This window comes from Muribaculum sp. NM65_B17 (genome assembly GCF_004793735.1).
Classification (GTDB): Bacteria; Bacteroidota; Bacteroidia; order Bacteroidales; family Muribaculaceae; genus Muribaculum; species Muribaculum gordoncarteri.
Genome location: NZ_SRYY01000004.1, coordinates 165,559 through 185,768, shown reverse-complemented (window position 1 = coordinate 185,768; position 20,210 = coordinate 165,559). Strand labels below are relative to the sequence as shown.

General features: G+C 49.5%; 22 protein-coding genes. 10 read left to right on the top strand and 12 right to left on the bottom strand.

The window, feature by feature from the left end; translation table 11 throughout:
* Nucleotides 1–14: 14 nt before the first annotated feature.
* Nucleotides 15–893 (bottom strand): GLPGLI family protein, encoded by an 879-nt coding sequence (locus E5354_RS07490; protein WP_135947017.1) that lies wholly within the window; start codon nt 891–893, stop codon nt 15–17.
* A 170-nt stretch (nt 894–1,063) separates the two neighbouring features.
* On the opposite strand from E5354_RS07490, the gene E5354_RS07485 reads away from it, so the two are divergent.
* Both E5354_RS07485 and E5354_RS07480 read left to right on the top strand, forming a co-directional pair.
* The gene (locus tag E5354_RS07485) at nt 1,064–2,545 is read left to right on the top strand and encodes a sensor histidine kinase (protein WP_135947015.1); all 1,482 of its coding nucleotides are present in this window, start codon (nt 1,064–1,066) and stop codon (nt 2,543–2,545) included.
* A complete protein-coding gene (locus E5354_RS07480) occupies nt 2,542–3,222 on the top strand; it encodes a response regulator transcription factor (protein WP_135947013.1) in 681 nt (226 codons plus the stop codon). Before E5354_RS07485 ends, E5354_RS07480 begins: the two co-directional genes overlap by 4 nt.
* 57 nt (nt 3,223–3,279) lie before the next feature.
* On the opposite strand, the gene E5354_RS07475 is transcribed toward E5354_RS07480, so the two are convergent.
* Entirely contained in the window at nt 3,280–4,833 is a 1,554-nt protein-coding gene (locus E5354_RS07475) for a YifB family Mg chelatase-like AAA ATPase (protein ID WP_135947012.1), read from the bottom strand.
* Between the two features lie 105 nt (nt 4,834–4,938).
* On the bottom strand, nt 4,939–5,928 hold the full coding sequence (locus tag E5354_RS07470) for a DUF4369 domain-containing protein (protein ID WP_168353847.1): 990 nt from the start codon (nt 5,926–5,928) through the stop codon (nt 4,939–4,941).
* A gap of 180 nt (nt 5,929–6,108) precedes the next feature.
* Here E5354_RS07470 and E5354_RS07465 point away from each other — a divergent pair, with 180 nt between their 5' ends.
* Nucleotides 6,109–6,954: a phospholipase A gene (locus E5354_RS07465; RefSeq protein ID WP_135947009.1), complete on the top strand. Its 846-nt coding sequence runs from the start codon at nt 6,109–6,111 to the stop codon at nt 6,952–6,954.
* A gap of 8 nt (nt 6,955–6,962) precedes the next feature.
* Here the strand turns inward: E5354_RS07465 and E5354_RS07460 are convergent, their stop codons facing one another.
* From E5354_RS07460 to E5354_RS07430, 7 genes are all read right to left on the bottom strand, one after another.
* Complete coding sequence (locus E5354_RS07460; protein ID WP_135947007.1) at nt 6,963–7,352, bottom strand: DUF2752 domain-containing protein; 390 nt, start codon at nt 7,350–7,352, stop codon at nt 6,963–6,965.
* 3 nt (nt 7,353–7,355) lie between these two features.
* Nucleotides 7,356–7,787 (bottom strand): CD225/dispanin family protein, encoded by a 432-nt coding sequence (locus E5354_RS07455; protein WP_135947005.1) that lies wholly within the window; start codon nt 7,785–7,787, stop codon nt 7,356–7,358.
* A gap of 53 nt (nt 7,788–7,840) precedes the next feature.
* Complete coding sequence (deoC, locus tag E5354_RS07450; RefSeq protein WP_135947003.1) at nt 7,841–8,725, bottom strand: deoxyribose-phosphate aldolase; 885 nt, start codon at nt 8,723–8,725, stop codon at nt 7,841–7,843.
* 25 nt (nt 8,726–8,750) lie between these two features.
* Nucleotides 8,751–9,077, bottom strand: coding sequence for a nucleotide pyrophosphohydrolase (locus E5354_RS07445; protein WP_135947183.1), 327 nt, complete (start codon nt 9,075–9,077; stop codon nt 8,751–8,753).
* A 22-nt stretch (nt 9,078–9,099) separates the two neighbouring features.
* Nucleotides 9,100–9,552, bottom strand: a complete 453-nt coding sequence (gene dtd / locus E5354_RS07440; RefSeq protein WP_135947001.1) for a D-aminoacyl-tRNA deacylase — start codon at nt 9,550–9,552, stop codon at nt 9,100–9,102.
* Between the two features lie 127 nt (nt 9,553–9,679).
* Nucleotides 9,680–10,636, bottom strand: a complete 957-nt coding sequence (locus E5354_RS07435) for a glycosyltransferase family 2 protein (protein WP_168184392.1) — start codon at nt 10,634–10,636, stop codon at nt 9,680–9,682.
* Nucleotides 10,637–10,670: 34 nt separating this feature from the next.
* Nucleotides 10,671–11,642 (bottom strand): glycosyltransferase family 2 protein, encoded by a 972-nt coding sequence (locus E5354_RS07430; RefSeq protein WP_168353846.1) that lies wholly within the window; start codon nt 11,640–11,642, stop codon nt 10,671–10,673.
* A 102-nt stretch (nt 11,643–11,744) separates the two neighbouring features.
* Here E5354_RS07430 and E5354_RS07425 point away from each other — a divergent pair, with 102 nt between their 5' ends.
* From E5354_RS07425 to E5354_RS07415, 3 genes are read left to right on the top strand one after another with little or no spacing between them, the layout of a single operon-like run.
* Nucleotides 11,745–12,584 (top strand): glycosyltransferase family 2 protein, encoded by an 840-nt coding sequence (locus tag E5354_RS07425; RefSeq protein WP_135946995.1) that lies wholly within the window; start codon nt 11,745–11,747, stop codon nt 12,582–12,584.
* A gap of 1 nt (nt 12,585) precedes the next feature.
* Complete coding sequence (locus E5354_RS07420) at nt 12,586–13,332, top strand: lipopolysaccharide kinase InaA family protein (RefSeq protein ID WP_135946993.1); 747 nt, start codon at nt 12,586–12,588, stop codon at nt 13,330–13,332.
* 20 nt (nt 13,333–13,352) lie between these two features.
* Complete coding sequence (locus tag E5354_RS07415; RefSeq protein WP_135946991.1) at nt 13,353–14,174, top strand: glycosyltransferase family 2 protein; 822 nt, start codon at nt 13,353–13,355, stop codon at nt 14,172–14,174.
* 2 nt (nt 14,175–14,176) lie between these two features.
* Here the strand turns inward: E5354_RS07415 and E5354_RS07410 are convergent, their stop codons facing one another.
* Both E5354_RS07410 and E5354_RS07405 read right to left on the bottom strand, forming a co-directional pair.
* A complete protein-coding gene (locus tag E5354_RS07410) occupies nt 14,177–14,941 on the bottom strand; it encodes a glycosyltransferase family 2 protein (protein ID WP_135946989.1) in 765 nt (254 codons plus the stop codon).
* Nucleotides 14,942–14,959: 18 nt separating this feature from the next.
* A complete protein-coding gene (locus tag E5354_RS07405; RefSeq protein ID WP_135946986.1) occupies nt 14,960–15,670 on the bottom strand; it encodes a DNA alkylation repair protein in 711 nt (236 codons plus the stop codon).
* A 294-nt stretch (nt 15,671–15,964) separates the two neighbouring features.
* On the opposite strand from E5354_RS07405, the gene E5354_RS07400 reads away from it, so the two are divergent.
* The 4 genes from E5354_RS07400 to E5354_RS07385 all read left to right on the top strand — a co-directional run bounded on the left by E5354_RS07400 (nt 15,965) and on the right by E5354_RS07385 (nt 20,192).
* Complete coding sequence (locus E5354_RS07400; RefSeq protein ID WP_135946984.1) at nt 15,965–17,197, top strand: nucleoside recognition domain-containing protein; 1,233 nt, start codon at nt 15,965–15,967, stop codon at nt 17,195–17,197.
* An 80-nt stretch (nt 17,198–17,277) separates the two neighbouring features.
* Nucleotides 17,278–17,712, top strand: a complete 435-nt coding sequence (gene ybeY, locus E5354_RS07395; RefSeq protein ID WP_135946983.1) for an rRNA maturation RNase YbeY — start codon at nt 17,278–17,280, stop codon at nt 17,710–17,712.
* Between the two features lie 25 nt (nt 17,713–17,737).
* Nucleotides 17,738–19,615 carry a tRNA uridine-5-carboxymethylaminomethyl(34) synthesis enzyme MnmG gene (mnmG, locus tag E5354_RS07390; protein ID WP_135946981.1) on the top strand — a complete coding sequence of 626 codons (1,878 nt, stop codon included), beginning with the start codon at nt 17,738–17,740 and terminating at the stop codon, nt 19,613–19,615.
* 58 nt (nt 19,616–19,673) lie between these two features.
* Nucleotides 19,674–20,192 (top strand): adenine phosphoribosyltransferase, encoded by a 519-nt coding sequence (locus E5354_RS07385; protein ID WP_123394830.1) that lies wholly within the window; start codon nt 19,674–19,676, stop codon nt 20,190–20,192.
* Nucleotides 20,193–20,210: the final 18 nt, after the last annotated feature.

Sequence of the window (20,210 nt, the reverse complement as noted above, 5' to 3'; positions counted from 1 at the left end):
GGTGATGTAACGCTTCATTTTTCCCTCCAGTCACGTTCAATATAATCGTAATCCAGCTCCATGGGATCGAAGGCTGTAAGATCGGGATTTCCGGCCTCGTCGGTCACGGTGACGGAGCCGCCCGTAGTCGTCTGATAATAGCTGAAAGGATTTGTATCATAGCGATGCAGCGTGTCGTAGAATTTCTTGCGTGTAGTGTTGTTGTAGGGGACATCGTACACCGTTATGTCACGCGACGAGTGTGAATTGATGCTTATGCACTCAAATGCGTACTCCTTGTTGGCATCGCGGGCGGCCATAATAAGTCCGGGGAGCCCGTGAAATTTCCATGGCCCGTCCATAACAGGTATCTCCTCACAATAGTACACCATCCATTCACGGCCGCGGAACGAGCATCGAGCACCCTTGCACTCATAGCCCAATACAGTGGTTACGCTGTCGACAAGCTCCCATTCAAATTCCGGGGCAGGCTCCTCATACTTGAACCAGTCGACGCATATCTTCTCGGAATGGGTGAATTTTCCCGCCGCATAATCCTTCAAAATTATCATGGGTATGCCGTTGACCAGCTTTTCAGCATTTGCCACAATCTCATCGGGTGACATCGTATTGATAAGTGAATCGACATTCATGTTGGTGTAGCTTGAAAACTTCGACATTTCAGGCGAAATCTGAAGCATCATCTTGTCACGAGTGTCAATGCTGTTGCTAACCGTGTCGACACTATAGAAGAAGTCATAGATAAACTCCATGTTGTCGGTTGCAAGTGACTTTGAATCAGGTACCGAGCTTTGAAGAATGTTCAACCGGCGGTGCAGCACCTTTGCATTGGCTATGTCAGGCAGCAATGCGATTGCACACAAAATCACGAAAGGAATCGTTCGTTTGATCATAACTCTTAATTGTTTTAAGTTTATGAAGGCAAAGTAACATAGAACTACCCCTATCGACCGAAAATAATCCTTACCCAATTATTGCTCAATTATTACTAAATTATTACTCCACACGAAAAACGGCTTCCCACACAACACATAATCGATTGACAATACGTAAATTTGTCTATATGGAACGACGCATCAAAATAATATACATCATCACGATAGTATCAATCATCGCTTTTCTGAGTATGCAGGCCTACTGGCTGAACTCACGTTACGAGTACTCCATAACGGAATATAGTACAACCGTTAACGAAAAAATAATGGCTGCGATAAAAGCATACCGAAATTACCAAAGTGAAAACAAGAACATCCCAACCGGTGACTACAAATATAATACAAGATGCTCTCTGTCATTCAACCAAGATATAAATAAATACGACTCTCCAAATAGCAAAATAGCCCACATAACCACCTACGTTTTTGATGCCCACAAGCTGCTTTCGATTCCGCGTAACCAGCAATTGACCAAAGAGCAAGAGGAGGAGGCCAACAATATCGCATTGAATAAAATCAAAGACCTTGATTATACCGATTGCACATTCAAGGTTGATAACGCACCGAAAGAGTCGGATATATGGGATGCCATGAGGGACTTTGAGCTTGAATTCTATTCGCCTTTCACTGCCGAGGGACTGGACTCGGTGCTACGCCGGGAGGATATAACGGCCGACATAACGATTGCCACTCTCGACACTATGCTGTGGCAAAACAAGTTTGAACACCAAAAATCATTGACATCACCTCACATCAGAATAACGAGCCCATTCAGCGCCCTTGAAAAGAAAGTTGTGATAATCGACTATGACATTCCCGTGTTCAATGTAATCACAATAATGATGGACACGTTGATTCTCAGCATCATCATATCGCTGTTGCTCATATTGTGCCTTATCTGGCAGATATCAACAATATTTAAGCAAAACCGCCTCGACAAGATGCGCAACGACTTCGTAAGCACGATGATTCACGAGCTGAAACGCCCCATAGCCACCTTGAAAATGTGTGTTTCGGGACTCAATAACCAACGCATGCTGGAAAACAGTGAAACCCGTGATGAAATCCTCTCCGACAGCCGTGACGCACTCGACAGCCTGTCGGCCTATTTTACAAAACTGCGTGACATAACATTCAACAACGTTGAGCAGATTCCCCTGAACGCAACCCGGTTCAGCGTGCGTGACATGCTTGAAGATGTAATTGCCAAAACCCACCTGCCGTCATGCAAATCGGTCGAAATAAAAATCATTCCCGATGACGATATAACGATAAACGCCGACTTCATACACCTGTCAAACATCATGAGCAACCTTATCGAAAATTCCATAAAATATTCATCTGACAATGTGGAGATAGACATCGACTACCGAATTACCGACAATTTGGCGACAATATCAGTTACCGACAACGGATTCGGAATATCGGCCAAAGACATATCCCACATATTCGACAAATATTACCGCGTGCCGTCGCATAACGATGTACCCGGCATGGGACTCGGCCTTACCTACATAAAGATGCTTGTAGAAGCACATAACGGCACTATCAACGTGAGCAGCAAGCCGGGACAAGGCTCAGCATTCACCATCACCATTCCTCAGACATGAATAAACGACTCAACATATTGCTCGTCGACGACCTCAAAAACTCCATGTTGCTTAAGCGGTTTCTTGAAGCCGAAAACTACGGCGTCACCTATGCCAACAACGGCAGGGTAGGATGGGAACTCTACTCATCGGAGAAGCCCGACCTCATTCTGCTCGACATAAACATGCCCGAGATGAACGGCTTTGAGCTGGCCTCGCTGATAAGGGAGCACGACAGGCGCACTATAATATTTTTCCTGACCGACCGCACTGAAAAAGCCGACCGCCTGAAAGGATTCAGCCTAAAAGGCAACGACTATATACCCAAACCATTCTATCCCGAGGTGCTGATTGCCAAAATCGAGGAGCGATTCAACGACGACACAACAGCCGACGAGCGCATATATCAGCTTGGCAATACCCTGTTCAACGTGTCGCAGTCATCACTTACCTACAATAACGAAACAACATCCCTATCGGTGCGGCAGGCCGAAATACTCGACATCCTTGCCTCCAACTGCAACCATATTGTCAACCGCGACACAATACTGGAAAGCGTGTGGGGCGATGCCAGCTACTCCAACTCGTTGGCACTCAACGTTCAGATAACCTATCTGCGCCGACACATCACCGACCCGTCACTCACCATCATCTCCATCAAAAAACGCGGCTACATCCTGCAAGTCAAGTCGGAGTAATTTTAGAAATCCTCAAAAAGGCGCAAGGTGGCTTGCCTCCGCTTGTTTGAAAAGGAATCAGAGGCGGGGTGAGGTGACACCCCACGACGAGCGGTCAAGGCTGCGGTAGCTGACGGCCTCGCGGATGTGGCAGGGCAAGATAGAGGGCGACCCATCGAGGTCGGCTATTGTGCGTGCAACCTTAAGGATGCGGTCGTAGGCGCGGGCACTCATGTCAAATCGTTCCATCGACTGCCGCAATATATCAAGACATTCGTCGGTAAGTGCGGCATAAGTCTTAAGCAGGCGTGAGTTCATCTGTGCGTTACAGTGAACACCCTTGCAATCCTTGAAACGAAGCTGCTGAATATGACGGGCCTTTACAACACGCGCCCTTATCGAAGCACTCGATTCTCCGGCCGTGTCCGACGACATCTCCTTAAACGGAACCGGCATTATCTCCACCTGAATGTCGATGCGGTCGAGCAGGGGACCCGAAATGCGATTCAGGTACTTCTGCACCGCACCGGGCGGACATACACATGCCTTGGTGGGATGATTATAGTAGCCGCACGGACATGGATTCATCGATGCCACAAGCATGAAACCCGCCGGATAGTCGACCTGATACTTGGCACGTGATATTGATATGTGCCTGTCTTCAAGCGGCTGACGCATCACCTCAAGCACCTGCCTTGAAAATTCGGGAAACTCGTCAAGAAACAACACTCCGTTATGAGCCAACGAAATCTCCCCCGGCATGGGATTGGCACCTCCGCCCACAAGGGCCACCGGCGATATGGTGTGATGAGGCGAACGGAATGGCCGCTGCGTCATCAGCATGGATCCACGTTTAAGCTTGCCGGCTACCGAGTGTATCTTGGTGGTTTCAAGAGCTTCCTGAAGCGACAACGGGGGCATTATCGACGGCAACCGCTTGGCCATCATAGACTTTCCGGAACCCGGAGCGCCCACAAGCAGAATGTTGTGACCGCCGGCACACGCCACCTCAAATGCCCGCTTTACAAGATGCTGCCCCTTGACCTCCGAGAAATCAAAGTCAAATTCGGCAACCCCCTTGCTGAACTCCTCGCGGGTATTTATGACCGTAGGCTCAACCGACAGCAGGCCGTTGAAGAAATCAATCACCTGTGTGAGATTGTCGACACCGTACACATCAAGATTGTTGACCACGGCAGCCTCCGTGACATTGGCCTTGGGCACAATCATACCCTTGAATCCTGCCTCACGGGCCTTTATGGCCATAGGCAAAGCCCCGCGTATAGGCAGCACGCTGCCGTCAAGCGACAGCTCCCCCATTATCATGTATTGCGACAGGCGGTCGCCGTTGATCTGCTCCGAGGCGGCCAATACTCCCAATGCTATGGGCAGGTCATAGGCGGCACCCTCTTTCTTCACATCGGCAGGTGACATATTCACCAATACCGAACGCCGAGGAAAGTCACGCCCGCTGTGACGCATGGCGGCCACCACGCGCTGATAACTCTCCTTGACTGCAGTATCGGGAAGACCCACAAGGTTAAATGACACGCCTATCTCAACCGACACCTCGATGGTGACGATTATAGCATCAATGCCGTAAACGGCGGCTCCGTATGTCTTTACAAGCATTTTTCAGGTATAAAAAGTGAGGACATTCGCAAAGATAACGCGTTTTTTGAAATCCATTGGAATGATTTCAAATTATTTTGTCCAAATACCTGAATTTTATATGTTTTAATGGCTCAACCGCTTGTTGACGGCCGACACCGCACGGCTCACCGACGCTCCGCGATAAAGCTGCTTTCCGGTTGAATCGGCGACGATGAAGTAGGGCAGGCGCGGAATATTGAGTTCATCAAACACAGAATTGGCCACGCCACCCACTGCCCATACCTGAGGCCAGCCAACCGAATCCATGCGCGCTACATTTTTCCACGACAAGGTATCGGGAGTAAACGACACATCGACCAACTTGAACCGGCGGCGAGGATAACGGTCAAATGCCTTGCGCAAAGTGGATATTATAGTGTCACGGCCCGACTGGACAGTCGAAAAATAGAGCAACGAGCAGCTCGACCTCGAAGGTGAGTAGCGTTCCATCGAGTCACCGTAGGAATATAGCGAAAATGGACGCACCTTGATGTTGAGAGCTGAATTGTTGATCTGTATTAGAAGCCGGCGATAATCGTCGACAAGTTTCTCGGGACGCGCCTTAGGCTCTATCAGCGAAAAGAGCGAATCGGCCTGCGACTCATTGTCGATAGCGTCATATTGTGTCATCATAAGCAACGATGAAACGATGTTGTCCCTGTTGTCGACTACATACTTCTTCACCAATGCATTAACTTCGGCAGGAGTTCCAGTCGACAATACCTTTGAATTTTCATTAAGGAAGCGTCCCCACTGCTCGGTAGGCTTGTTACCCTTTATCTTCATCGAGTAGTAATCGTCGGGGTTGAACCGGCACTCTATCGTCTGTCCGTTTTTAGCCAATACACGCCCCACAAGCTCCTTATTGGATGAAAATATCTCTACAACAGTATAGTCGTTTGACACGCCGTCGATAACAAACTTACCGTCGATGGCCGTTGTCATGAATCGGTTTACGGTGCCATCGGCAACATACATGATATAGACATGACGGGTACCGAGCCCTTCGATGGACCCGGTTATGCGAAATTGACTGTCATCACCGCATGAAGAAAGAATTAGCGATATGACCAAAACAATTAACAAATTGAAACGTTTCACCATAGTGACGGCATTATTATGATTACCGCAAAGTTAATGATAAGGCCACACGCCACAAAGAAAAATATGAACAATCGGACATATTTAGGGACATTTATTTTAATATCCCACAAATTTATATGACTATCTTTGCAAAGAATATTGAGTAGTATAATGAATAGATATTGCCTTCTGCTATTGTTCGCAATCTTATTGTTTGCTCCATGCGTGACAACGGGCCAGATAGTAGCACCGTCACGTGATGCCGTTTATGATGTCGACTCGATGCGCCGCGAGTTTGACAACGCTCCATATTTCGGTCTTTACAAGGACAATTACTTCATATTCGGTCCGTCGATAGGCCCCAAAGCCAATAAGTCCAACACCAACGTAAAATTTCAGATATCGGTAGCACAGCGCCTGTCCAAGAGCGTGCTTCCGTTCAACACTTACTTATTTCTATTTTACACCCAAAAGTGCTTCTGGAATGTATTGCAGAAGTCAATGCCAATGACCGACCTCAACTTCAACCCGGGTATAGGATTGGCACGCCCGCTCTTTGTAAAGGACCGCTTCATAGGCAAGGCGATATTCCTAATCGAACATGAAAGCAACGGAAAGGCCGGAAAAATGAGCCGTTCATGGAACAAAATCACATTCGGAGCCAACATTCTCATCGACCCCACAATCATGGTTCACGGAAAATTCTGGATTCCGATAGTTGACGGCGAGAACAACCGCGACATATTGAAATACAGCGGAATATACCAGATGGGATTGAGTTACATGCCACCGTCGAAGCGATTCGGAGCCTCGGTGGTGCTCGTTAAGCGCAAAGGATGGAATCTTAACTACAACACCATAATCGAGCTTAACTACAGGCTCTTCAAGGCCGAAAACCAATACTTCTTCATGCAGTATTACAACGGATACGGCGAAGGATTGCTCGAATACAACAAATTTCACTCACAATTGCGCGTAGGACTCGTAATCAAGCCCCAGTTCTTCAGCGACTATTAGACCCTCGTTCACCAATCAGCGATGTTGCGGCCTATCCACCATGCCGTGACCATGATGAAGCACCCCCATATCATCCATCGGGAATTGACCTTGGAATAGAAGCGAGGCCAACGCTCGCGGTTGAATTCAGCGACAAAAAGAAGCACGACAACAGGAATTGCCGGAAGAAGCATGGCATTGTATCGGATGGCTCCCAACGCATCGCCGTGAAGCATCGCGTGAATTGCCCTCTGCGAGCCGCATCCGGGGCATTTGTAGCCGGTCATGGAAAAGAATGCGCATTTAGGAAAAAACGCGCTGTCTGACGGGTCAAAATAGAAATATACGCACAATCCCACAAGAACCACAAGGATTCCTATAGCTATAAAAAGGCGCCGGTTGGTTGACTTAGCCGCCACTGTTTAAAATAGATAGTAATTGGCCGGAAAATTAAAGAACAGTGCGAAGGGCCAGCTTACAAGGCCGAACACCAAGGCTATTATACACCACAGCAGAGCGGTTTCCGACGCTTTCACCGAGCCGTAATAGTCGCCACGCGAATAGCGCGACTCGACCATCGTGGAGTAGATAAGAGCAATGATTCCGGCCGGAAAACAGCAAAGCAATGTCGTGACTATGGCCCACGGAAAATAGGTCGACGGACAAGGGCGGAAGTTGTTTACAGGCTGCGCGCTCCTGAAGTAGGGCATTAATTCAGGCACACGGCAGGCCTGAGTCCATTGAGCCATTCCCTCACACCACACAAGCGAGTTGGGATTTATGCCGTAGGCTATAAGCTGAGCGGCATTCATGGGGCCCACCTTGACATTGTTGACTATAGTCCAGTATTGCATTACTATGTTATTTAGAGGGGAGCGACCGGGCGGTCACTCCCCGATTATTTTTATCAGAAACACTTCACAGGCTCTCCGAGAATATCGCTGAGCAGATTGTTGGCAAGTCGGCTCGCACCAATGCGGAAACGCTCGTTGGTAAGCCACTCTTCGCCGAGCACCTCCTTGATTACGGTATAGTACTTAACCGCATCCTCGGTAGTCGACACGCCTCCTGCGGCCTTGAAGCCCACCGCGTTGCCGGTCTTTTCGTAGTACTCCTTGATGCATTGCGCCATCACGTAAGCGGCTTCAAGCGTAGCACCCTCATAGATTTTTCCGGTAGAGGTCTTTATAAAGTCGGCACCCGAATACATCGACAATATCGATGCGTTACGTATATTCTCGGCCGTCTTCAACGCACCCGTTTCAAGAATCACCTTCAGGTGAGCGTCACGACAGGTGTGCTTCTGCTCGCTTATTTCATCGGCCACCTCTTCCCAGTCACCGTCGAGATAGTTGCCTACATTAAACACAATGTCTATTTCATCGGCTCCTGAAGCTACTGCAAGCGCAGTTTCGGCAATCTTCACCTCAAGGAACGACTGTGACGAGGGAAATGCGCCCGATACACAGGCCACCTTTACATCCGACACATCGAGCACGGTGCGCACGACAGGGGCAAAATTGGGATAGACGCATATAGCGGCTACATTCTTCAGCTCGGGATGATCGTTGTCGAAAGCATTGACATTCTCGACAAAATCGGCTACCGATTGCGGAGAGTCGGTAGTTGACAATGTGGTGAGGTCAATGCAGTTGAACAGGAATTTATACACATCCTGATTCATGTTTTCGCTGAGGTGCTCCGAAATTATCTTCTCTACCGCAGCCTTCACTTCGTTGTCATCGGTAGTGACAGCCGATGCCGACACGGTGTCGTGGTATTTGTCGCTCATGATTTCTAAGTATTTGAGTTATATATTAGTTGGATAATTTACTGTTGTTCTTGTGGCGCGACGCGTCACGCTCGCTCTTCTTGCGCAGATTGGCCTTGAATGCCTCGGTAAGGTCGATACCGCTCTGATTGGCAATTGCCATGACAACCCACATTACATCGGCAAGCTCGTCGCCGAGAGTGTCACGCTCGCCCTCCTTGAACGACTGGTCGCCGTAGCGACGCGCCATTATACGGGCTACCTCGCCCACCTCCTCGGCGAGAACCGCCATGTTGGTGAGAGGGGAGAAGTAACGCACTCCAACGGTTGTGATCCAGTTGTCGACCGTGGCCTGCGCGTCACGCAACGTTATGTCGTCATTATTGTCAGTCATGTCACTCTTTAAGTCTTGAATCTATGATTATGGTTACGGGGCCGTCATTCAGCAGCTCCACCTTCATGTCGGCTCCGAATACCCCTCTCTTCACCTCACGACCCGTGAAGTCATGCACGCACTTGCAGTAGTGCTCGTAGAGAGGTACCGCAGTTTCGTGCCCTGCCGCGCGTATGTAACTCGGGCGGTTGCCCTTGCGCGTCGAGGCCGTAAGCGTGAACTGGCTCACGGCAAGCACTTCACCGCCGACATCCTTGACCGATCGGTTCATCACGCCGGCCTCATCGTCAAATATGCGCAGCGACGAGGTCTTTGCTGCAAGCCATTCGGCATCGGCGGCGACATCGCCGTTTTCAACACCGACCAGAACGAGCAGTCCGGCTCCGATAGAGGAATATACACTGCCGTCAATCGTGACGGAGGCATGCTGTACACGTTGTATAACAATTCGCATCGTATTTCCGCATTTCTAAACTATACAAAAATACGAAATAAATCAACTACATCATCATATCAGCGCCCTATTTATATAAAATTTATCTCAATTCCGGGGGAACCGAGCCGCTGATGAATCATCGCCGCTACCTGCGACGCATTTTTACATACAGATTGAAATTAAGGTCAGTCAGCATTATTTTTAATTTCCATATCAAAGTGCCCGGATAACGCTTCCTACATTTAATGAACTCTGCATAATCAACCGAGGCCTTTTGAAGATCGGAGGCATCGAGCGAGTCGAGAGCCTTGATGAAATTCAGGACCAATCGGGTAGTGCACTTCTTGAAAAAACGCGGATAACAGCTTCCTCCGCTCTTCTCGTAAAAGAATTTCATGAGTAGCTCGGCAGCTGTAAGGTTAAACTTTACCTGACGGTAAACATTGCGATTAAACATCATGGAACCGGCTCGTTGCCGATAATAATATAGAGGGATAGCAATTGTGACTATTCTGTCGCAGTAGTAGAGATAACGCATCGTGTAATGCACATCCTCGGCAAACCGCAACTTCTCATCAAAGTATAAATCATGTTGCTCTATTATGTCACGCCTCGCCAGGAAGCTCCAAGCCTCCCATCGATACCCTCGCTCACTGCCATACTCCTCCAAGCTGTTATACAAGCGGTTATAACGCACTCCTTTTACAACATCAAGCGGCAGGCCTGAATCGTCGACATGACAATAGGCAAACTGCACCATGTCGACATCGCCGTAGTGCTTAATGGCCTTGAAGCAACGCGACAGAAGACTCTTATCGATGAAGTCATCGGAGTCGACAAATAGAATCCATCGTCCCCCGGCGACGGCCAATCCTGCGTTACGTGCAGCCGCCAGTCCGGAATTACGCTGATGCACCACCTTGATGTTGTCGTGCAACAATGCATACTCATCGCATATAGCGCCGCAGTTGTCGGTCGACCCGTCATCAACAAGAATTATTTCATAATCGGGCGCGTCAACCTGCTCGATACAACTGTCGATACACTCTCGCAAATAGGGCTCGACATTATATATCGGAAGAATAATCGATACGGTAGGCATGGTATTGAACATTGGTCATGATGCTGAATTAAGATTATAACTTGCCGTGAAAGAATCGCCTCATTCTACGGTAGAGTGAAATGTTGAGCTTGGCGACTCCCATGTTGAATCCACCCACAAGGCTGCCGGGATAGTTTTTGGCATATTGCTTGAACTTGGCATAATCGGCGTAGGCCCTGCGCTTGTCGTTCCCTTCAAATTTGTACAACTTCTTCAGGAAACTGACTACAAGCTGCGTGGTCTGCTTCTTGAAAAATCGGGGATAGTCGCCGCCCGAGCTTTGGTCATGGAAAAACGCCATCAACAACTCGGCCACTTTAAGATGATGATAAGGTACACGATAGTTGACACGTTGATTCATTATAGAACCGGGACGCTGACGATAGTAGTACAACACATCGGAAATCGTGACTATGCGCTTGCAATAAAACAGGTATCGCAAAGTAAAGTGGGCATCCTCGGTGGCTCGGAGAGTTTCATCGAAACGTAGATCGTGACCGTCAAGTAAACTGCGGTTTATCAGATAGCCCACTGAAACCGGCTTATAATTTCCGTCATTTCCGTATCGGGTTATGTCGGTGTAGAGATTGTTGCACTTGGCGCCTTTCACCTTGCCCATAGACTCTCCGGTATGCTTCACATATTCGTAGGCAAACTGCACCATGTCGACATCGCCATACCTATTGACGGCACCAAGACACACTGAAAGCTGATCGGGACTGACAAAGTCGTCGGAGTCGACAAAGAGTACCCACTGTCCCGTAGCGACCGACAGTCCCTTGTTGCGTGCGGCCGGCAAACCGGCGTTGGGCTGATGCACAACCTTCACATTGTCATGCAATGACGCATATTCATCGCATATAGCGCCGCTGTCGTCGGTCGATCCGTCATCGACAAGCACGATTTCATAATCATGATTTCCATTCTGCCCGAGGCAACTGTCGACACATTCTCGCAAATAGGGGCCTACGTTGTAGACCGGAATGATATATGAAACTATCGGCATGGCTGTTAATTGGTCATTAGCTCCACAAAGATATACAAATTTTCCATACATGACTGCATGATTATTTGGGTTGTTACAGGTTTTTGTCTATATTTGCGTTATATGGATAGAAATAACGACATGACGACAGGCGTTGTAATTTCCACCTACAACAATCCCGAATGGCTTGAGAAGACGCTGTTGGGATATATGTCGCAATCATGCAAAGCCGATGAAATAATCATTGCCGACGACGGGTCGACCGACGATACCCGCAAGCTCATCGAGCGTTACTCCACGCATCTGCCTATAATCCACGTGTGGCATGAGGACAACGGTTTCCGCAAGACCGAGATACTCAATAAAGCCATTTCAGCCGCCACGGCCGACTATCTCATATTCACCGACCAGGACTGCATCCCGCGCAGGGACTTCATAGAAACTCATCGCCGATATGCCCGCGAGGGATATTTCCTTTCAGGCGGATACTTCAAGCTGCCCATGGACATAAGCCGTGACATAACGCCCGACGACATCGCTTCGGGCCGGGCTTTCGATCTTAAATGGCTTCGCAGCCGGGGATTGAAGTGCTCGTTCAAGTGCAGCAAGCTCGTGAAATCGAAGCTGTTTACAATGCTGATGAACCGCATAACACCGGCTCGCGCGTCATGGAACGGCTGCAACTCGTCGGTGTGGCGCAAGGACATCCTTAAAGCCAACGGATTTGACGAAAGGATGCGTTACGGAGGCGAGGACCGTGAATTTGGCGAAAGACTCGTAAACAGCGGCATGAAGTCACGGCAGATAAGGTATTCGGCAATATTGCTGCATCTCGACCACAACCGCCCCTATAAAAACGAGGAGGCTATCGCGATCAACCGGGCGATACGCCGTGAAACCAAAGCGACACGCCGCGTGCGCACTCAATTCGGAATTGATAAAGAACAATACAGGGACAACTGAAATGAAAACCATAGTAAACGATGATTTCCGCTCACTTGGCGACTTTATAAAGTCACTTCCCGAAACATTTGAATCGGGAGGCACAACGCTGTACAAAGCCCGCAACACGGTGAAAAAATTCATCTGCGACGGCATCGACCTTATAGTGAAACGCTACAAGCGCCCCAATGCCGTGCAGCGAGTAGTCTACACTCTATTCCGCCCGAGCAAAGCCGCCAGGGCCTATAGCTACGCCAACATACTTCTCGACCGGGGATATGCCACACCCACGCCAATAGCCTACATCGAGATAAAGAAAGGCGGACTGATAAACGAGTGCTACTTCATATCGACAGTGACAACCGACACGCCTCTATATGACGCCCTGGTGGAAACGCCCGACTTCGACCGCGAGCTTGCCGCCAAGCTGGCACAGTATGTGGCACAGATGCACATCGACGGAGTGATGCACGGCGACCCCAACCTCAACAACATCCTATATCACCGCGAAGCCGACGGAACTATCAGGTTCACTCTTATCGACACCAACAGGTCGACATTCAAGAGCAACCTGTCAAAGTCGAGCTGCATCAGCAACCTCGTGCGCCTGACCCACAGGCGTGACCTCCTTGAATACCTGATAAGCCGATACGCCGAATACCGCAAATGGGATGTCGACGACACTGTGCGACGCGTAATCGAGGGTCTTGACAACTTCGAGCACCGCCGTGAAGTGAAGTATCGACTAAAGCAAAAATATCTGAAATAATTCTCCAACCGTAACCCAATATGAGCCCCGAAGAGATAAAACAACACCGTGTTTCGCTTATCGTATCGACTTACAACCGTCCCGATGCCCTGAGGGTGTGTCTTGACAGCGTTAAGCATCAGACGACATTGCCTTACGAAGTCATAATAGGCGACGACGGTTCACGCAACGAAACAGCCGACACCATAAAGGAGATAAGTCGCAACTTTCCCGTGCCGATAAAGCACGTGTGGCACGAGGACAACGGATTCCGGCTCGCCATGATGCGCAACAAGTCGGTGGCGGCTTCATCGGGCGACTACATAATCGAGGTTGACGGCGATGTGTTTCTGCATCCCAAATTCATCGAAGACCACCTTAGGGAAGCCGCACCGGGAATCTATGTAAAGGGAGGACGCACCAATCTCGGCAAGGAACTCACCGAGGAGATATGCCGGCAGGGTATGTCACGACGCATAAGCTGGCTCACCAAGGGCATTGAAAGCAAGCCCGAGAATGCCCTGCATCTGAAGACTCTCGCCCACTATCTTGCGCCAAGATACCGCAAGCACCACTCGTCGGCACTCGGATGCAACATGTCGTTTTTCAAGGACGACTACATCAAGATCAACGGCTACGATGAATTCTTTGAAGGATGGGGTGGGGAAGATGTCGACTTCGGCGTCAGAATGCAGAAAATGGGATTCGGAAAACGTTACCTGAAATTTGCGGGAATAGTGTACCACCTGTGGCATGAGGACAAATTCATGTACAACCGTGAGAAAAACTTTGCCTACAGCTCATGCCTTGACGACGACAAGCCCGCACGCTGCGCCAACGGAGTTGACAAATACCTGAAATAGGATTACTGCTGCTTCTTGCGCAACGAACGACGTGCGAGGTCATAGGCCATGTAGGCCGTGCGATAGCTCTCGCGGCTTATCGCCCTCCCTTCGGGACCGTCGAGAATGGCACCCTTTGAAATATAACATTCTAGAAATGCCTTAACCCCTTTAATGTAGGGAGTGAAAAAAGGCACCGCACTGCGACGCGCTTTTATAATGCCGCTCGACAGTGCGGCATGTCGATTCTGCACCTTACGATATTCATCGGGGGTGGAGCAGCGGTAATGCAGAATGTCGCCGTCGAGAAGAACAGGCTTAAGAGAGTCGGGAAATATGACGCGCTCCGAGAGGTCGCGCAGATTCCAGTTGGCGTAACGCTTGTCAAACAATCTTATCTGAATATCGGGATACCACCCACAGTGCTTCACCGGCTGTCCGCAATAGAAGTTAAGACGCGACATCTCATACACACGATGAGCAAATCCCTCCTCCTTGAGCTTGATCAGCGACGAGCGCAGAGCGGGCGAAAGAACCTCATCGGCATCAATCGACAGCACATAACTGTAGCTCGTAAGCGAAGTGGCATACTGCCGTTGCGCACCGTAACCGGGGAAACGACGCTGCGTCACCTTGCACCCATAGGCGTTGCATATCTCTACCGTTCGGTCGGTCGAGAAGGAGTCCACGACAATAATTTCGTCGGCTATATCCTGAAGCGATTTTAAACATGCTTCAATTCGATGCTCTTCATTATAGGTGATAATCGTAACTGAAATATGTGCCATGGCAGGGTAGGGGAGGGGTTATTTTAGGTTCATATAATGTTTTCGTTCATCAGGGTCGAGCCGCTCTATAGCATAACGGAGCATGGTGCGCGGCATAACCGAGGCATGGGTGTCGAGGAAATCGTGCAGCTCCACATCGCCTCCGCGCTTGCCCATCTCACGCAACATCCATCCGGCAGCCTTGTGTATGAGCTGATGGGTATGCGACATATAACGCTCGGCCAGTTTAATCGTGACATCGAAGCGTCCGTGACGAATCAATGCCAACGTAGACACTATAGCAATGCGCTGCTCCCACAAGTTGTCACTCTCGCTGAACCGGTAAAGCACTTCATCGTCGGAACTCTCATATACATGCTCGCCCAAAATATAAGGTGCCGACAAATCAACGAGGTCCCAGTTGTTGGCCTTGACGGCATTGTCGATATAGAACTTAACCAACGATTCCCTGAACGCAGGATTGCGGCGGGCTCTCTTGTACTGCTCCACCATGACAAGCAGAGCCGACAGGCGATACTCATGTATGGGCGAGTCGAGCATAACGGCAAGGTCGGGAAAATCGGCAATAAGGTAACGCTTGGATACGGTACGATTGTCGGGCACGGCAAGTCCGATGAAAACATCACCCTCGCCATACTCTCCGGGACCCGTCTTGAAGAAAGATGAAAGTATTTTAATCTTTTCAGGACGCGCAGCTTCGTTAAGTTCCTTTTGCCAATGCTTGATCATGTGTAAAGACTATGTCCTTCGCAAAGTTACAAATTTTTCCCTGCGAGAATTAAAAAATTCGGCAATCTATACGGGATAAATTTAAATATCAAAATCTAAGAGGCTTACAATGTCCAATAAATCACTATAATTCAATCGCTTATATTTAAATATTCACTCATACAAAAATATCGTGAAAAATCTCGGTAATACTTATAAACCTTTCATATATTTAATATTTGTTAAAATCACAAATATACGCCCGATTGAAAAGTGATGTGACAAAAAATAGCTAAGTTTGTAAAAAATCTTGCAATGGCACTTAACTACATCTGGATAGCATTCTTCCTAATCGCATTTGTCGTGGCTGTGGGTAAAACGATCTTTCTCGGCGACCTCGACATCTGGAGTACTATAATGAGCGCATCGTTTTCATCCGCTGCGACGGCATTTGAAATATCACTCGGATTGACCGGCATCCTTTCGCTGTGGATGGGACTGATGAAAATCGGAGAGCACGGAGGAGTCATCCAGTTCTTCGGGCGTTTGATAAGTCCGCTGTTCACCCGCCTGTTTCCCGGAATACCCAAGGGACATCCAGCTATGGGCTCCATATTCATGAACGTGTCGGCCAACATGCTCGGCCTCGACAACGCAGCCACTCCGCTCGGACTTAAAGCCATGCAGGAAATGCAGTCGCTTAACGACAAGAAGGACACCGCCACCGATGCCATGTTGATGTTTCTTATCCTGAACGCATCGGGACTATGCTTCATCCCCATAAGCATAATGATGTATCGCGCACAGGCCGGAGCGTCCAATCCCACCGATGTGTTTCTGCCTATATTGCTCGCTACATTCATCGCCACATTTGTGGGCATCGTGGCTTTGTGCATAAAACAACGCATCAATCTTCTCGACAAAGTAATGCTTGCATGGCTTGGCGGACTTGCACTGATAGTGGCCGGCGTGGTGTGGTTTTTCGCACGGCTTCCCAAAGAGGAGGTCGAGCTTTACTCAGGCTTTGTTGCCAACGCACTGTTGTTTTCGGTCATCGTAATGTTTCTGCTTGCCGGATTGAGAAAACGCATCAACATGTATGATGCATTCATAGAAGGAGCCAAGGAAGGCTTCAAGACCGCAGTAATGATTATTCCTTATCTCGTGGCAATACTCGTGGCTATAGCGGTGTTCCGCGCCTCGGGAGCAATGGATGTGATAACACGTTGGATGGAGCTTGCCGTTAACGCCATCGGCCTCGACGCCGAATGGGTGGGAGCGTTGCCTACGGCGTTGATGAAACCGCTGAGCGGATCGGGAAGCCGCGGCATGATGGTTGACTTGATGAGCACCTACGGAGCCGATGCATTTGTTTCACGTGTGTCAGCGGCTATACAGGGAAGCACCGACACCACATTCTACATCCTCGCCGTGTACTTCGGAAGCGTGGGCGTGGTGAAGACACGTTACGCCGTGCCCTACGCACTCCTTGCCGATGCCGTAGGGTCGGTGGCCGGAATCATCGCAGCCTACATATTTTTCAGTTAAGAGCCGGTGCGACAATAAGCTTTTTCACTTTGCCATATAGTGAATTTTGCTTACTTTTGTAGTAACAAAAACACTGTAAAATGAATAAGATTGACTGGATATGCGAAAATGTGGAGATGCCGAAAATCGACACTGAAGCATTGGCCGAATGGATTGGCCGAGTGGTAAAGTCGCACGACCGTATATTGGGACCGCTGGTCTACATATTCTGCGACGACAACCGCATAATCGAAGTCAATCGACAATTTCTAAACCACGACTATTATACCGACATAATAACATTTGACTACTCACGCGGACGAATGGTGAGCGGCGACATGTTCATATCGCTCGACACCGTAGCCACCAACGCCGAGCTTGTAAATGCAAGCTACGACAACGAGCTGCTGCGCGTGATAATTCACGGAGTGCTCCACCTGTGCGGCATAAACGACAAGGGCCCCGGAGAACGTGAAATCATGGAACAGAACGAGAACGAAGCCCTCGCTATGCTCCGTTGCGATGACAATAATTAATCACACATATCCATTTTTTTGACCTATGAATTTTGACTACGATGTGATAGTGGTAGGCGCGGGACATGCCGGATGTGAAGCGGCATCGGCCTCCGCACGCCTCGGTTCACGCACCCTGCTCATAACGATGGACATGAACAAAATCGCACAGATGAGCTGCAATCCCGCCGTAGGAGGCATTGCAAAAGGACAGATCGTGCGTGAAATCGATGCCCTTGGCGGAATGATGGGAATCGTCACCGACCAAACGGCAATACAATTCCGCATGCTCAACCGCTCCAAAGGGCCTGCTATGTGGAGTCCGCGAGCCCAAAGCGACCGCATGAAATTCAGTGCCGCCTGGCGTCACGTTCTTGAGAACACGCCCAATCTGTCGCTATGGCAGGATGCGGTAGTGTCAATGATTATAGAAGAGGGAAAAGTAAAGGGCGTGGTAACCGCGCTCGGAGTGAAGTTTACATCGAAAGCAGTAGTGCTTACAGCCGGCACATTCCTGAACGGACTGATGCACGTAGGCCGTGCGCAGGTCAAGGGAGGACGAGTGTCGGAACCGGCGTCACACGGCATCACCGAGCAGCTGCGCGATGCCGGATTCACAACCGCACGAATGAAAACCGGAACACCCGTGCGCATCGACGGACGCAGCGTCAACTGGGCGCTCACCACACCTCAGCACGGCGACGACGACTTCCATAAATTCAGCTATCTCCCCAATGTACATCGCCGGCTGCAACAGCGCGACTGCTACACCGTCTACACCAACACCACGACACATGAGATACTGCGTCGCGGGCTTCCCGACTCACCGCTTTACAACGGACAGATACAAAGCATAGGGCCGCGCTACTGCCCGAGCATCGAAACCAAGATAGTGACATTTGCCGACAAGGAGGAGCATCAGCTGTTTCTTGAACCCGAAGGCGAGGACACTCAGGAGTTCTATCTTAACGGATTCTCATCATCGCTACCGCTCAACATCCAGGTCGAAGCCCTGGAGTCGATTCCGGCACTGAAAGATGTGCAGATATATAGACCGGGCTATGCCATCGAATATGACTTCTTCGATCCCACACAGCTGCTTCACACTCTTGAAACGAAACTGATCAAGGGACTATTCTTTGCCGGTCAGGTCAACGGAACAACCGGATATGAAGAGGCGGCCGGACAGGGACTGATTGCCGGAGCCAATGCGGCACTTGCCGTCCAAAACCGAGAACCCTTTGTGCTCGCACGCGACGAAGCCTATATAGGCGTACTCATCGACGACCTCGTGACCAAGGGTGTCGACGAGCCTTACCGAATGTTCACCTCACGCGCCGAATACCGCATCCTGTTGCGTCAGGACGATGCCGACATGCGACTCACTCCGCGAGCCTACTCAATCGGTCTTGCATCGGAGGAGCGATACCTGCTTATGGAGTCAAAACGCTGTCAGCGTGACGAGCTCGTAGAGTTTATACGCAACTACTCATTGAAGCCCTCACTCATAAACGAAGCCCTTGAAAGCCTCGGCACAACTCCGCTGAAGCAAGGCGTGAAACTGCACGACCTGATACTTCGCCCGCAGCTGACAATAGCAATGCTCGCTCCCCACATCGACGCACTCGCCCGTCAAATAGAACGCATCGAACCGGATCGGAGAGAGGAGATAATCGAAGCCGCCGAGATAATGCTGAAATACCAAGGCTACATCGAACGCGAAAAGATGGTGGCCGACAAAATACGACGCCTCGAGGATCTCAAGATAGCCGACCGCTTCAACTACTCCGAGATAAAGGCTCTCTCGACCGAAGCTCGCCAGAAGCTTGAAAAGATTCGCCCCGAAACAGTGGCACAGGCTTCCCGAATACCCGGAATATCACCAAGCGACATAAACATACTGCTGTTGCTTATGGGTAGGTGATTGTTCCACGTGAAACATTAATAATTTTCTAATATACAAATATTTAAACGTGTAAACAATGGAATACATCAAGTCAAAAATCCGTGATGTGTATGACTTCCCGAAACCCGGAATCATATTCAGAGATCTCACTACGATGTTCAAGGATCCAAGAGCCATGCACATTGTTGGATGGGACCTTGCTCAACTTTATCGCGACAAAGGCGTTACAAAAGTTGTAGGCATCGAGTCAAGAGGATTCATAGGTGGCGCTATTCTCGCTTACGAAATAGGAGCAGGTTTCGTGCCTGCACGAAAGCCCGGAAAGCTTCCCGCCGACACCGTGAGCGCATCGTTTGAGAAGGAGTATGGCACCGATACAATCGAAATACACCGTGACGCTATAACCCCCGACGATGTAGTGGTGCTGCACGACGACCTGCTCGCAACCGGAGGCACAATGGCCGCCTGCTACGAACTCGTCAAGAGCATGAATCCGCGCAAGATCTACATAAACTTCATCGTAGAGCTAAGCGCATTGAACGGTCGCAAAAACCTCCCCGCCGATGCCGATGTAAGATCGCTTATCGTTTACTAAAACAGAAAGACAACCCAT

What these genes read in the sequence shown, in the direction of transcription:
- E5354_RS07425 (WP_135946995.1), top strand. Translation starts at nt 11,745, where the DNA reads ATGGATAGAAATAACGACATGACGACAGGCGTTGTAATTTCCACCTAC.
- E5354_RS07455 (WP_135947005.1), bottom strand. Translation starts at nt 7,787, where the DNA reads ATGCAATACTGGACTATAGTCAACAATGTCAAGGTGGGCCCCATGAAT.
- E5354_RS07435 (WP_168184392.1), bottom strand. Translation starts at nt 10,636, where the DNA reads ATGCCTACCGTATCGATTATTCTTCCGATATATAATGTCGAGCCCTAT.
- E5354_RS07465 (WP_135947009.1), top strand. Translation starts at nt 6,109, where the DNA reads ATGAATAGATATTGCCTTCTGCTATTGTTCGCAATCTTATTGTTTGCT.
- mnmG (WP_135946981.1), top strand. Translation starts at nt 17,738, where the DNA reads ATGAATTTTGACTACGATGTGATAGTGGTAGGCGCGGGACATGCCGGA.
- E5354_RS07480 (WP_135947013.1), top strand. Translation starts at nt 2,542, where the DNA reads ATGAATAAACGACTCAACATATTGCTCGTCGACGACCTCAAAAACTCC.
- E5354_RS07485 (WP_135947015.1), top strand. Translation starts at nt 1,064, where the DNA reads ATGGAACGACGCATCAAAATAATATACATCATCACGATAGTATCAATC.
- E5354_RS07420 (WP_135946993.1), top strand. Translation starts at nt 12,586, where the DNA reads ATGAAAACCATAGTAAACGATGATTTCCGCTCACTTGGCGACTTTATA.
- E5354_RS07430 (WP_168353846.1), bottom strand. Translation starts at nt 11,642, where the DNA reads ATGCCGATAGTTTCATATATCATTCCGGTCTACAACGTAGGCCCCTAT.
- E5354_RS07475 (WP_135947012.1), bottom strand. Translation starts at nt 4,833, where the DNA reads ATGCTTGTAAAGACATACGGAGCCGCCGTTTACGGCATTGATGCTATA.
- E5354_RS07410 (WP_135946989.1), bottom strand. Translation starts at nt 14,941, where the DNA reads ATGGCACATATTTCAGTTACGATTATCACCTATAATGAAGAGCATCGA.
- ybeY (WP_135946983.1), top strand. Translation starts at nt 17,278, where the DNA reads ATGAATAAGATTGACTGGATATGCGAAAATGTGGAGATGCCGAAAATC.
- E5354_RS07385 (WP_123394830.1), top strand. Translation starts at nt 19,674, where the DNA reads ATGGAATACATCAAGTCAAAAATCCGTGATGTGTATGACTTCCCGAAA.
- E5354_RS07405 (WP_135946986.1), bottom strand. Translation starts at nt 15,670, where the DNA reads ATGATCAAGCATTGGCAAAAGGAACTTAACGAAGCTGCGCGTCCTGAA.
- dtd (WP_135947001.1), bottom strand. Translation starts at nt 9,552, where the DNA reads ATGCGAATTGTTATACAACGTGTACAGCATGCCTCCGTCACGATTGAC.
- deoC (WP_135947003.1), bottom strand. Translation starts at nt 8,725, where the DNA reads ATGAGCGACAAATACCACGACACCGTGTCGGCATCGGCTGTCACTACC.
- E5354_RS07415 (WP_135946991.1), top strand. Translation starts at nt 13,353, where the DNA reads ATGAGCCCCGAAGAGATAAAACAACACCGTGTTTCGCTTATCGTATCG.
- E5354_RS07490 (WP_135947017.1), bottom strand. Translation starts at nt 893, where the DNA reads ATGATCAAACGAACGATTCCTTTCGTGATTTTGTGTGCAATCGCATTG.
- E5354_RS07400 (WP_135946984.1), top strand. Translation starts at nt 15,965, where the DNA reads ATGGCACTTAACTACATCTGGATAGCATTCTTCCTAATCGCATTTGTC.